We start from the raw sequence: 12,567 nt of genomic DNA on the forward strand, positions 1-12,567 counted from the left end.
TTTTAGTTTTTGTATGATGAAAATCATATCAACCTAGACCTCGGAATAATGAATATGTTCCCTAATATTCCATCATCTGCTGCTTGTAATCGTATAGCATCTCCTGTGGCAACCGCAGAAAATAAGTTGCCGTTAACAGTAAAGTCAGTTACTCACAAACATGTGCAATGCATACCATTATTGGATACTTCCCCCACAGCAGCTGTTCATAGTGAGGCGAGTGCGCCAACCAAGGGACGAGATGTTGTGATACTCAATCCATATATGTCAGGAGGGGGTGACCATACCTTGGCAAATAGAATATCTCGTATTGTTGTTGAGGAAGGAGGCCGAGCATCCATTATACCTATCAATGTAGATCGCTCTTCTATCGACCAATACCGAAATATATCCTCTAGCTCTAATAGTCATGACATAAAAGAGTTCATTGATCCTATTTTTATTGTCTGTCCTGTTGGGATATTGCCCACAGACAAATTATCGATGGTAATTGATCATGTGTGTGGACGATTTAACTTTGCGAAAGGAAAAGTGCTTCTTTTAGAAGAAATGGATCTACTGGCTAGATGTAGTCAATCGTTGGAAGCGCGTAAAGATATGCTCGATGCTAAAGGGTTTAGTGATGTTCAAACATACAAACTCGGCTTCGCAGAAGGGGCGATAGGTTATTTACCTGTTGATAATGATACTGTCAACAAAGTAAAGGACAGAGCCGATGCTGAAATAGCTAAACTTTTGGATGGATATAATATAGACATCCAGAGAGATAGTAATATTCATCTTGCTTACATTAGTGACAATACACAGGTAACGAGTGCTCAAGTTTTTATTTCTAATACGTTAACTGATACAAAAGGAGATTCGGTTGACTCCAACTATATTATCGTTTTTCGTTGTTACGATAATAATATTCCCAAAGATCTTAAGGGAGTGTTTGGCATTAAATCTGCCGAGTTGGGATTGGATAACCCGTCTCTTTTTGGAAAAGCTAGCATCTCTTACCTTAACTCTAAATCTGGCAATTTAAAGCCTTTATTTAAGCTAAATGGAAAAGGCAAGCGCAATGTCAACATTGTACTGACGTTATCGTTACCTAAGAATATATTTCTTGACCTGATGTTATTGTCTAAATCTAGTATGGCTAGCGGTGATCAATCATTAAGCGAGTATATTTCTTTCAAAGGCGAGTTTCCTTATTATAATGTGCAACCTTGGAAAGCTCCTTTAGTTGCAGGAGTAAAGAAGATGGCCGAAAGTTATGGAAATATCGGTTTAACAAATAAAATAGACGAAATGGTTGTGGGCAGGGAGCCGACCGGCCGAGCAATTACGTATAAATTTGCTCCAAATGTCGACAACACTCCCTCTCAAAATCTCGACCAGAAACAAGCGTGGGATTCATTGAACGATAAGTTATCATCTATGCGAGCAGACGTTCAAATTCGTGATTTTTTATCCATCAATAGACATTCGGATAGCCAGATAACTCGTTAATCTGGAACCTATTTCTTTCGGGATTAGCGCGCCAATAGAACAGAAAAGAGCTTCTATCAGAAGCTCTTTGAGTTAGCGCGTTTTACTGGCTTGCTTTTTCAATTCAAAATCAAACTCGTCGGGAAATAACACAACGCCTTCTTCATTCTCATTGGGGAACACCACCACCGACAGTTCATCTTCTTCCAAGCCCGAAGTCCAACGGCTGTGCCATTTGTTCAAAGAGATCGCTTCCGCTTCACACGCTTGCCACTCGCCTGTTGCCCATGCCTTGGCAAACTCTTGGTTAGGCCACACAGGAACACAATCATCTTCTTCTGTGTTGAGCATGACACAACCGTGCTCATCTTTTAGTATCCAAACTTCACGGTTTGCAACAATGGCTTTAATGCAGTATTTAAAACGTTCTTCTTCATTATAGCGATTGATTGCTTCTATCTGTTCTGTGGTTAATGCGTCTGCCATAGCCCGGCTCCATGCAAAAGTTGGGGAATATAAAAACGCCTACAGTGTAGCACTGCAGGCGTTAAATTTAGAATCTTAAACAATAAGATGATAAAAAGGATTAAGCCAATTCAGCTTGCAGCCAAGGCCAACCTTGTTTCTTACGGCTTAAGGTATTTTCCATCATCAACATGCCATCTTGTTCGTGTTTGGCCAGTTTTTCAGCCCATTCACCAGTATAAAGAAGACGGGTCTGCGCGGTGGTAATGTCGGTCAACATCACGGCGGCAAACGCAAGGCCTTCCTCTTCACAGCGACGAACTAGGTCTGCTTGAATGGCGTCAATCATGCCATCGACTTGTTCAAGCGTTGCCAATTCCACTTGACCAACCACCACATCACGGCCGTTGAATGGGTAAGCTTTCAAATCTTTCTCAACAAGTTGAGCGGCAGATAAACCTTCAATGTCTGTTTTCGCAATCAAAAGCGCTTTAATAAAGGTATCAAGGTCTTCAACCTCAGCAATTTCAGCCAGTGCCAGCACAGCTTCTTTATCTTTTGGTGTGCACGTTGGAGACGCAAAACCGACCGTGTCAGACAAAATCGCAGACATCATCAATATGGCTAAAGGACGTGTGATTGGCGCATTTTCCATCTTGAATAGGTTGAACAAGATAGTACAGGTACAGCCAACTGGCCAAATCCACGCTTCTAGCGGATTCACTGTCATTACGTCGCCTAGGCGATGATGGTCAACAATACCGAGAATTTCCGCTTGGTTGATGTCATCAGGTGCTTGCGCAAGATCGGTATAGTCCACAAGCCATACCTTTTCGCCCGCGACGCTAGTACGAAGTTCAGGTTGATCAACACCGGCTGTTGCAAGAATGTGTTGAGTTTCACGGTTAATTTCACCCTGACGAACAGGCGTTGCTTCTAGACCACGTGCTTTAAGTAATTCAGCAGCAACTAATGCACCACAAATGCTATCACTATCTGGGTTTTTATGACCGACAACGAAAATCATCTTTCTTCCTATTTTAATGCTATTTGATGGCCTATCGAAGGTGATAGGCGAGATTGCTCACAAAGGCCGATACTTTACCTGATTTTCAGAATTTGTCATGACTTGTGGTTAAGAAATTATGGCTAATTTAGCGCAACATTCCGCTACCCCGAATCATTCAGTTAACCTGAGCACTCTTAACAAGAGCACTCTGTTAACAAGGGCACTCCACTAACAAGAGGTAATCACTGCTCGGCTGGTTAAACCACTTGCCAAGGAGACTTCAAATACTTTGACTGGCTCTGTCGAAAGCTTATCTCCTGTCCAGTAGTCATACCAATCCACTGGCTGGCTCGCTGTTAAGGTATAGTCACACGCCTCACCTTGGTAATTGAATAAGCAGTGCAGATCATTGCGTTCTGTTAACTTTAAAAATAGGTGATTGAGAGCCAATGAAGTTGGCTTAGCCGCATCTTGGTTGTGTTTGCGCCTAATCATTAACTTATTTAGGCTCTGCTTAGCAAAAGAGGTCAATTCTGGGAGTGGATCACCTGAAAGCAATAAGCCACCACACGCAAGCAATACATTGCGATGAAATTCATAGCTGATGCGATCGGTCGATTGATTCGCAAGCGACGTCAGTGTTGCGCAATCAGGATCAATTTGCCATAACTTGCGGTGCTGCCAACTGCGATAAAAAGTCTCTTTAGCGATTTGTTCAAAGCGCTGTGGCGAACGCTCGACATCGTCCGAAACACGCATGGCATCTACTAAACCCAGTGACGGCCACATCGGCGCGTTACATCCAAGTAACCATGCCTCTCCCGCGCCTTCTGCTATCGCCAGCATCCCTAAACGGTACGCTTCAACACCCGTCACTCCCGACTGATAACGCCGTCCTTTAAGTGCTCCCCAATAGTTCGCATCCAACTTAAACAGCTCAACCCCCCACTCTTCTTTCATGGTTTTGATCACATGGGTTAAGTATTCTTGCACGTCAGGATGAGAGCCATCCAGCACATACCAAGGTGTACAACGCCAGCCACCGTAGGTTACTTCTTCGGCTTTCAGTGGCTGTCTTTGAGCATTTTGTACAAACCAATCTGGATGTTGCTTAAACAATTGAGATTCAGCTTGTGCAATGAAGGGAGCGAGCCAAATTGCAGGTTTTTTGCCCGCTTGTTTGATCTCTTGGATCAGCGCTTTAACACCACGAGAAAACTTATCGGACGGCGTCAACCAATCGCCCATAAACGCCTGATAGCCATCATCCAGCAACACCCATTCTAGCCCCGAAAGTTCTCCTTGCATTGCCGCAAGGTTGGTTAGGATGTGCTGTTCATTAACATCGGCATAATAGGCATACCATGAACACCATCCAACGGGCGCAGGTTGTGCCACACCAGCACGCGGCGTATGGTGACAACTAATATATTGCGCATACTGTTGATACAAACCTGATAATGAATCACCTTGCAAAATAACGACGGATTCTAAACTGTTATTTGTCCAATCTTGTGGATGGGTCTGCTCGCCGTCAATGGAAGCGACTAAATAGGTGCCCGTCCTTTCTTCAAGAATTTCAAAATAGCCAGCAAAACGGTGGCAAGAGGTAAAACCAAACAGTTGGTATCCGGTGGATTGTTCAATCACCAGCGTGTTGTAATAACGTTGGCTGTCTTGCAGCGGGTATATCCGGTAGCTCAAGCTATTGTCAGGGCAACGCCCCACATCCACCGGATGATGCGGCGAACCTGCAGTTTGCGCTAGCATTTGAAAACCGTCACCAATCACTCGTGCGTCCGATTCAACGTCAAATAGAGTGCGAAGCAGCGAGTAGTGATCGGAAATGGGCGAGTTATGTATGCCTGAATAGGAAAAACTGATCTCATCGCCTTGCAATTGGGCAATCAAATCCGGTTGAAGTAACTCAACTTCTCGATGACATGGCAGAGTGATCGTTGTCATAACACCTCAGTACAAAGTACAAATTGTTGTTCTGGCAGTGTCTAATGAATTCGCGTTGCATGTAAGTTGTTTTGATCACGTTTTCTCTTTGACGTGGCTCCGTATGCTGTTTTATTCAACAATGAGAACGCCCAAGGTACAAGTTTGGATGTGACAAGTAAAACGCCAGCATGTTTGCTGGCGTTTCGTTGAGCTAATGACGGAATTACGCCACTTCGATTGGTCCACCGAATGACGTCACTGGTGGTACTTTACCAGTAAATTTCTCGAAATCGACAATGCAAGTATTGGCTGAAGTGGCTTGCGCCAGCTCAGATGAGCCGACATCGAGTGTGAGTGTATTTGGATCGCCATAGGTGCAAATAGCTCCCTCTTTTTCATTCAACGGGCCATACCACGCCCCCTCTTCGATACGGATCACGCCGCGCGGGTAGCCATCGCTTAAGACGGCACCAGCTAATAGCTGGCCGCGATCATTAAATACGCGAACTAAATCCCCTGCTTTAATGCCTTTTTGTTTCGCATCGATTGGGTTGATATACACGGGCTCACGGCCATTGACAGCATAGGTCGCGCGATACTCTTCTGACTCACACATTTGTGAGTGCAAACGCTTATCTGGGTGACAAGATTGTAACCAATATGGATGCTTATCTGAACCTGGGCCACCGTGCGAACGCTCGGTTTTTTCAAACCACATTGGGTGATCTTGGCAATGTTCATAGCCATAACGCCCAATCTTACGTGACGTAATCTCGATAAAGCCAGACGGTGTACCCAGTGCGTTTATCTCAGGGTCTTTACGGAAATCAGCGTGGCGAACCCAAGGTTGGCCTTCACCAAAATCCAGTACGCTCTGCTGCCAAAACTGTTCAAATTCTGGTAAATCAAACTTACCCGCGTTGGCTTTTTTACACTCGTCATAGAGCGAACGGACCCACTCCATCTCATCCATGCCGCGAGTGAACTCTTCATGGCGACCAAAGCGACGCGTCAATTCAGTGAAAATCTCAAAGTCAGTACGCGATTGGAACAAAGGATCAACCAAGCGGTGCATGGCAATCAAACCCTTGCCCGAATAAGAACCGTATACATCGATATCATTGCGCTCAAACTGAGTACAGGCAGGAAGAACGATGTCGGAGAAACGGCAAGTCGCCGTCCAAGCAAAATCGATCGTGACGACGGTTTGAAGCTTGCGAAACGCCTTCTTCATTCGGTTACGATCTTGGTGATGATGCCACGGGTTGTTGCCTGAAATCACCATCATTTTGTAATCAGGTAGTTTTACGCTCGAACCGTTGTAGCGGATCTCTTTACCCGGCTCTAGCAAACAATCGACCCAACGGGCAACAGGAATCGTTTTACTGTAGCCGTTGTAGTCTTCGTTGTCCCATTTCGGTTTTGAACCCGTATCTAGGTTACGTGGAAAACCGCCGGGCGAGGCAAAACCGGTTGATGGGACCCCAATACCAGAATAATGATGTCCGTAGGAGATCCCCCCGCCTGGCAGGCCAATTTGACCAACCATCGCCGCCACAACCGCACCAGCCCAGTAAGGCTGTTCGCCATGCTCTTGACGCTGAATACACCAACCAAACAGTAACTGAGTTCGGCCATTAACGAGCATACGTGCAAATTCGCGGATCTTATCGGCTGTTACGCCACAAATCTCGGCGGCCCATTCTGGCGACTTAACAATCTTATCTTTCGTTTCGCCTTGAACGTACTGAATAAAAGGTTCAAATCCTAAGCAATAGGTTTTGATGAACGCCTTGTCATACAGATCTTCGTTATACAACACATGCGCCACCGCCAACATAAACGCCACATCGGTCTGTGGGTTAATGTACCAATGGTCACTGTTTAAGAAGCGCTGGGTTTTATTCTTGACTGGATCAACCGAAATAACGTTGATCTCTCCTTTTGCCACTTTTTCTTTCAACTGATCAAGATAAGGAAAGGATTGGTGCGTTTCACAGTTCCAGCCAACTTGCAGGTTTTTTACCGGGTCGGTCGCCCACAAAACAATGTTGTCTGAATGCTCAAGAATTTCCGACCAAGAGGTTCCTTGGGCATACACTTCTGTCGAACCTAACACGTAAGGAAGAATGGTTTGGCCTGCACCTGTTGAGTAATCACCCACTTTAGTGATGAAGTTACCGTGCATACCTACAGCGCGTTGCATCATCGCTGTACAGTTGTGAAATGACCCCGTTTGGTTCCAACCCGTTTGTCCTGCATGCAGCGCCCAAGGGCCGTACTCTTTTTGTACGCGCTCAAGTTCACGATAAAACAGATCCAACGCTTCATCCCAAGTGACGCGGATAAAACGGTTGTTGCCACGTGTTTCGCCGCTGTATTTATGTTTTTTGAGCCAATCAAGGCGAACCATTGGGTAACGCACTCGTGATGGGCTATAGATAATGCCTTTGATTCCGTTGAGCATATCAGTGGGGTGCGTGTCTGACTCTAGCGGCTTGACCGATTGTACTTTTCCGCCATACACATGTGCGCGAAATGCACCCCAATGAGAGCCTGATACTTTCCAACTGCCTGTTGTTTCTGCCGCGTTAGCCGATGTCGAGACCAATAAACTTGGCCCAATAACCGACGCCGCACTGGTGGTTGCTACACCTTTAAGAAAACTTCTTCGTGTAATCGCCATATTTAAAACTCCGTTTGACGTGGATTAATGGTGACCTTCAGCAAAATCTGAAGAGTGTTTTTGTAGATACTTCAAGACTAACGCTTCGCTGTCTGTGTCGAAGTTGACGAATGCCATCATGCCGTTAAACATGCCCGGCCAAGTATTCGCATCAAAATGCGCTTCATCCGGTTGGCTATGACAGACAGAGCAGTTCGTTTTATAGGCCTCACCCGCTTTTTCCCAAATTGGATCCACGCTATCGAGCATGGCTTGTTTTTTCATCCACACTTTCGCGTTTACTTTTTCCCAAGGTAGACCGGTGAGATCATCGACACGCTTTTCACCAACAGTGACGATTGCATCATTTTGTGCCGCTTCTTTCATCAAGGAGCCCACAGCGATGTTCATACCAAAATCTTCTTGGATCACACGACCAAAGCCTTTTGCTTTGCGCCAACCATCAATTTCGATTTGAATCATCTCTCCTTTCTCATCCAATACCGTGACTGCCGATGCTGGGTTCAGAAGGCCTGCTTCCACTTTGGCTTGCGCATCTTCATAAATAGGTGAGAAGCGAACGCTCACCACTTGCTTGCCGACCGAGTAATCGGTTTTAGATGCCAACTGCTCTAGTTCGCCAATCAGTCCGCCTGAGCTATCCATATTTTTAGGCAGGTTGTGGGCGATCCCTTTATGGCAATCTAGGCAACTTTGATCTTTTTCCGCTGCTTGTTTCATCTGAATACGCGCGGTTGCCGACATCTGTTCGAAATCCATCGAATCGTAATTGTGGCAATTTTTACATTCCAATGAGTTGTTGGCTGAAAAGCGCTCCCACTCATGCTTGGCCAATTCAATACGGCGCTCTTCGAATTTTTCAGGGGTACCTAAATCACCAAAAACTTGCGCAAATACCTCCTTAGAGGCTTGCATCTTACGCGCAATTTTAGCGGTCCATTCGTGTGGTACGTGGCAGTCTGGGCAAGTGGCACGCACGCCTGAATGGTTTTTCCAGTGCACGGTTTCTTGCAGCTCAACATAAACGTTGTCGCGCATTGTGTGGCAGCTGATACAGAATGCTTCTGTGTTGGTGGCTTCCAGTGCAGTATTAAAACCGCCCCAGAAAATCACACCGGCGATAAAACCGCCCATCGTGAGCACACCAAGGCTGATGTGCACGGCTGGACGAGTCATAGTGCGCCAAATTTTGACTAACAATGATTTCATGATTCGCTCTCTTAAATTTTCGATCAAAAGGATTACGGGTGAACCGTGGAATTAACCGTGCGCACCAGGAGGACCAAAGAGGAACACTTGCAGCATCCAAACAATGAATCCATAACCGCCGACAAAGGCGATACTTAAGATCGGAAAGAGAACCACTGTGATTAAGAGGAAAGACTTCCACTCAAGCGAACGTTTCTCATTACTCTCTATTTTATTAACATCACTCATACATTTGCCTGTTTTGTATTTCAGTCATTTTGAGCAGCTCGACGACAGAGCTCAGCTTATTACCATTTCTGATACGAAATGTTAGACCATACTCTTTGTAGGGTTCAATCGATTCCTACCTTATATAGCAAGGAATCCACTACTTTTTTGAGCTCGCACGGAGTTGTGTTTGATTAAGAATTTATGTATAAAAATGTGAGTAGTTGTGTCAATTTAATTTCTTTTCATAAACGTTAAACAAGAAACAAAAAAGAAACAAAATGAATTGCAAGATAGGATTGAGGTGCGAATTTCTTCCCGCAAAACGCTCAAATGGCAACCGAAGTGTAACGCTATTGTTAATAAGATGAGGAATGGTTAGATGTCGATCACCGCTCAGGAATCGGTGTTATATTCGCCCCACTTCAGTGCATAATGCACTGCCCACTGCTGGGTTTTTGTGCACTTCTTGATAGAATTCATCTTACACACTGGCTTTAAAACAGCTTATCCACAGAAAATGTGGATAAGCTGTTTTAAAGGTATAAATAGTGAACAAACACTAGCAGAAGCAGTCAATCACCACCTAAGGCGATGGTTTAGAAATGACAACAAAAAGCGGCCCTTAAAGCCGCTTCTAAAATCATCTCTTCAATAAGGAGTTATTCGTGAGATCCATCTCGAAGGTAAATTAACCAGTACCAAATGCCAACAAAAACACCCCCACCGATGATATTGCCAATCGTCACGGGTAATAGGTTATTGATCAAAAAACCCATTAAGTTAAGGTCTGCGTAGTCGGCAATATTGGCACCCGTCATCTGCCAAAACTCAGCGGGTGCAAAATATTTGATACCAATTGCCATCGGAACTTGGAACATATTAGCGATGCAGTGCTCAAAACCCGCGGCGACAAACATGGCGACAGGTAAAATCATCACCATAATTTTGTCAGTCAAGGTACGACCACTGAAAGTCATCCAGACCGCCACACACACCAACACATTACACATAATGCCAAGCGCTACTGCCTGCATAAACTCGTGGTGCAACTTATGCTGAGAAATGGCCATCGCATTGAGGCCAACTTGTCCACCATCAAACATATATTGTTTGGAAACGAGCATACAGGCGACAAGCATCAGCGCACCAGCAAGGTTGCCAAAATAGACGATGACCCAGTTTTTAATCAGCATGCTCCAAGAAATTTTGCCACTCGCACGTGCAACCAAAGTCAGCACTGAACTAGTGAATAACTCACCACCGGTGACCACCACCAGAATAAGACCTAAGCTAAACGCAAAGCCGCCGATAAAACGGCTCAGACCCCAAGCAATATCGCCAGTTCCTGTCGTCACTGTAGTGTAAAAAACGAAAGCAATACCGATATGAATGCCAGCAGAAATGGCAAGAAGGAAAGACTTCATCGGATCTTTCGTCGCTTTTCCAACGCCAGTTTCTGCGGCGCGCTCTGCCATTTGCGGTGGCAATAGGGAATCAAATTGGTTTAAGTTCATGGCAAGTAACATTTTGAAACAAGTTATATAAGGCGCGGATAATCGCTCCATTCCTATGACAATTCAAGAGCTATTTTCTATGTTTACAAAAAATGTGTTTAGCGTGATGAAAATCATAAAAATTTATTGATAGCCCATATCCAGCGTCTATAGATAGCCACTCTCTTGCAAACCAATGATGAATATAACTGTGTGAAATATCCCCAATTTGGTTGCAGATAACATTTCTTACAACAACTGATTGCAGCCAACAGCGCTGCCATCTATGGTGACAAAAAATCATTCACTATATAGGTGTCGAGATGAAATTTACTCAACAAAATATCGCCGAGCTCAATCTACTCCTCCAATTTGATTTAAGCAGCGCTGCGACTGGCATTAAAGTCCGTAATGATGCGTCTGACGACATGCAATCCGCCGTTCAACGTCTTTACGAAAAAGGTCTGTGTACATTACCTGATGGTGGCTATTTAACGGATGAAGGTATCGAAGTGGCCGAGCATGCAGAGCGCGTGCTGCGCGTTTTGAACTCTTAATCTAGTCTGCAAAGGCAGCCGAGACTCTGCTGGCTGCCTTGTCCCCTTAAAAACCGCCCTTCTTTATTTGGCCATTGGCTCAATCCAACGTTGATAGGGCTGAATTCGATCATATCCCCAGTTAAACAGTGTGGTGTAGATAAAGAAAAAGGTCAGAAACCCAGCTTCCAAAATCAATGCATCCCACATCGATACGTCTAAAACCCAAGCGATCACCGGAATAGAAATAAAGACGAGCCCACCTTCAAAACCAGTCGTGTGTAACAAGCGTAAGCTAACCGTACGCGCTAATCGGTTGGTACCAAACACTCGGTCGAACAAAACGTTGTATAGATAGTTCCACGCTACGGCAAATAGGCTCAAACCAATACCTATCATGGCTAAATCCCCCGTTCCCTGCCCTGTCACCAATGCGGAGATTGGAATAATTAACGCTAATGCGGTCACTTCAAACGTTATTGCATGGAAAAGGCGCTCTTTCATCGACAGCTCTCTCATTGACATCATTTTTCTCCTCTTTATTCTTCGTCTGAGGTGTTGAATGGGCTCATTTTCATCTATATTGAAGATACTAAAAAGTTAGATAGTATCGGTAAATGAGATATGTTGAGTATTGATCAGTTGCAAGCCTTCACCGCAACCGTTGAGAGTGGCTCTTTCTCCGGCGCGGCAAGACAGTTGGGCAAAGTTCAATCAGCCGTTAGCCAACACATCATCAATTTAGAAATTGATTGCGGCGTAGAACTGTTTGATCGCTCCGGCCGTTATCCACGATTAACCGCGCAAGGCGAGCGACTTCTACCGTATGCGCAAGCGACGTTGCAGCAACATCAACGCTTAGCGCAACAAGCACAACTGCTTGCTTCATCACCCAATCAACAGCTTTCGCTCGCGATGGATGAAGGGATCCCGTTACAAGGGTTAACCCATTTATTCAAACAGTTAGCCACACAGTTTCCACACATTGAAATTGAATGTTTAAGTGCATCAAGTACCGATGTGATTGAGATGGTGGAACAAGGTCGCGCTAGCTGCGGGATCATCTTCAGTGAATTGGCCTTACCGAATAACCTTGATTTTGAAAATGTCGGTTCAATCCGTTTTGATGTTTATGTGGCCGCAGAGCATGAATTGGCTCAGCATCAAGCGCCCCATATCGATATGCTAAGATTGCATCGCCAACTCGTTATCCGCTCACGCAGCCATAAAACCAGCAGTTTCCATCAAGCCTTTAGCCCCGAGATATGGTACGCCGATAACTACTATCTATTATTAGAGATGGCGTTAAGCGGTTTAGGATGGTGTTTGCTGCCAAGCTATTTAGCCGAAAGTGAACAAGCGATGGGGAAATTAGTGCGTGTCCCTGTTGAGTTTGAACAGCTGGCTTGGTATACCAATATTGATGTCATTCAGCACCAGCGCATGAGCGCCGATCCTATCCATAAAATGGTCAGGCAGTTGTTGCGCCAGCTTAGTCCACTCACCGATGCCTGATCGGCATACAATCAATACAGGATG

General features: G+C 45.0%; 11 protein-coding genes. 3 read left to right on the forward strand and 8 right to left on the reverse strand.

Features of this window, described 5'->3' with window-relative positions; translation table 11 throughout:
- The first annotated feature begins 54 nt into the window (after positions 1 to 54).
- Positions 55 to 1,494: a hypothetical protein gene (locus AACV12_RS06990; protein WP_170900087.1), complete on the forward strand. Its 1,440-nt coding sequence runs from the start codon at positions 55 to 57 to the stop codon at positions 1,492 to 1,494.
- A gap of 72 nt (positions 1,495 to 1,566) precedes the next feature.
- Here the strand turns inward: AACV12_RS06990 and AACV12_RS06995 are convergent, their stop codons facing one another.
- The 7 genes from AACV12_RS06995 to focA all read right to left on the reverse strand — a co-directional run bounded on the left by AACV12_RS06995 (position 1,567) and on the right by focA (position 10,513).
- Positions 1,567 to 1,959 carry a DUF2750 domain-containing protein gene (locus AACV12_RS06995; protein WP_017047713.1) on the reverse strand — a complete coding sequence of 131 codons (393 nt, stop codon included), beginning with the start codon at positions 1,957 to 1,959 and terminating at the stop codon, positions 1,567 to 1,569.
- A 100-nt stretch (positions 1,960 to 2,059) separates the two neighbouring features.
- The gene (locus AACV12_RS07000; protein ID WP_170900088.1) at positions 2,060 to 2,965 is read right to left on the reverse strand and encodes a manganese-dependent inorganic pyrophosphatase; all 906 of its coding nucleotides are present in this window, start codon (positions 2,963 to 2,965) and stop codon (positions 2,060 to 2,062) included.
- Between the two features lie 210 nt (positions 2,966 to 3,175).
- Positions 3,176 to 4,912, reverse strand: a complete 1,737-nt coding sequence (locus AACV12_RS07005) for a glycoside hydrolase family 36 protein (protein WP_170900089.1) — start codon at positions 4,910 to 4,912, stop codon at positions 3,176 to 3,178.
- Positions 4,913 to 5,117: 205 nt separating this feature from the next.
- Entirely contained in the window at positions 5,118 to 7,580 is a 2,463-nt protein-coding gene (gene torA / locus AACV12_RS07010) for a trimethylamine-N-oxide reductase TorA (protein ID WP_170900090.1), read from the reverse strand.
- 24 nt (positions 7,581 to 7,604) lie between these two features.
- A complete protein-coding gene (gene torC / locus AACV12_RS07015; protein ID WP_170900091.1) occupies positions 7,605 to 8,789 on the reverse strand; it encodes a pentaheme c-type cytochrome TorC in 1,185 nt (394 codons plus the stop codon).
- Between the two features lie 51 nt (positions 8,790 to 8,840).
- Positions 8,841 to 9,017 carry a trimethylamine N-oxide reductase system protein TorE gene (torE, locus tag AACV12_RS07020; RefSeq protein WP_010318622.1) on the reverse strand — a complete coding sequence of 59 codons (177 nt, stop codon included), beginning with the start codon at positions 9,015 to 9,017 and terminating at the stop codon, positions 8,841 to 8,843.
- A 641-nt stretch (positions 9,018 to 9,658) separates the two neighbouring features.
- Positions 9,659 to 10,513, reverse strand: a complete 855-nt coding sequence (focA, locus tag AACV12_RS07025; RefSeq protein ID WP_170900092.1) for a formate transporter FocA — start codon at positions 10,511 to 10,513, stop codon at positions 9,659 to 9,661.
- Between the two features lie 302 nt (positions 10,514 to 10,815).
- Here focA and AACV12_RS07030 point away from each other — a divergent pair, with 302 nt between their 5' ends.
- Positions 10,816 to 11,049, forward strand: a complete 234-nt coding sequence (locus tag AACV12_RS07030) for a TIGR02647 family protein (RefSeq protein ID WP_010318620.1) — start codon at positions 10,816 to 10,818, stop codon at positions 11,047 to 11,049.
- A 63-nt stretch (positions 11,050 to 11,112) separates the two neighbouring features.
- On the opposite strand, the gene AACV12_RS07035 is transcribed toward AACV12_RS07030, so the two are convergent.
- A complete protein-coding gene (locus AACV12_RS07035) occupies positions 11,113 to 11,556 on the reverse strand; it encodes a PACE efflux transporter (RefSeq protein ID WP_094147084.1) in 444 nt (147 codons plus the stop codon).
- Between the two features lie 96 nt (positions 11,557 to 11,652).
- Between AACV12_RS07035 and AACV12_RS07040 the strand changes: the two genes are divergently transcribed.
- Positions 11,653 to 12,543: a LysR family transcriptional regulator gene (locus AACV12_RS07040; RefSeq protein WP_010318618.1), complete on the forward strand. Its 891-nt coding sequence runs from the start codon at positions 11,653 to 11,655 to the stop codon at positions 12,541 to 12,543.
- Positions 12,544 to 12,567: the final 24 nt, after the last annotated feature.

Origin of the sequence: Vibrio sp. 2-2(8), from assembly GCF_963888495.1 — a bacterium.
Classification (GTDB): Bacteria; Pseudomonadota; Gammaproteobacteria; order Enterobacterales; family Vibrionaceae; genus Vibrio; species Vibrio anguillarum.

Excerpts from the sequence above, each read along its gene's own strand:
- AACV12_RS07040 (WP_010318618.1), top strand. The coding sequence starts at position 11,653 with ATGTTGAGTATTGATCAGTTGCAAGCCTTCACCGCAACCGTTGAGAGT.
- torA (WP_170900090.1), bottom strand. The coding sequence starts at position 7,580 with ATGGCGATTACACGAAGAAGTTTTCTTAAAGGTGTAGCAACCACCAGT.
- torC (WP_170900091.1), bottom strand. The coding sequence starts at position 8,789 with ATGAAATCATTGTTAGTCAAAATTTGGCGCACTATGACTCGTCCAGCC.
- AACV12_RS06995 (WP_017047713.1), bottom strand. The coding sequence starts at position 1,959 with ATGGCAGACGCATTAACCACAGAACAGATAGAAGCAATCAATCGCTAT.
- AACV12_RS07005 (WP_170900089.1), bottom strand. The coding sequence starts at position 4,912 with ATGACAACGATCACTCTGCCATGTCATCGAGAAGTTGAGTTACTTCAA.
- AACV12_RS06990 (WP_170900087.1), top strand. The coding sequence starts at position 55 with ATGTTCCCTAATATTCCATCATCTGCTGCTTGTAATCGTATAGCATCT.
- AACV12_RS07000 (WP_170900088.1), bottom strand. The coding sequence starts at position 2,965 with ATGATTTTCGTTGTCGGTCATAAAAACCCAGATAGTGATAGCATTTGT.
- torE (WP_010318622.1), bottom strand. The coding sequence starts at position 9,017 with ATGAGTGATGTTAATAAAATAGAGAGTAATGAGAAACGTTCGCTTGAG.
- focA (WP_170900092.1), bottom strand. The coding sequence starts at position 10,513 with ATGAACTTAAACCAATTTGATTCCCTATTGCCACCGCAAATGGCAGAG.
- AACV12_RS07030 (WP_010318620.1), top strand. The coding sequence starts at position 10,816 with ATGAAATTTACTCAACAAAATATCGCCGAGCTCAATCTACTCCTCCAA.
- AACV12_RS07035 (WP_094147084.1), bottom strand. The coding sequence starts at position 11,556 with ATGATGTCAATGAGAGAGCTGTCGATGAAAGAGCGCCTTTTCCATGCA.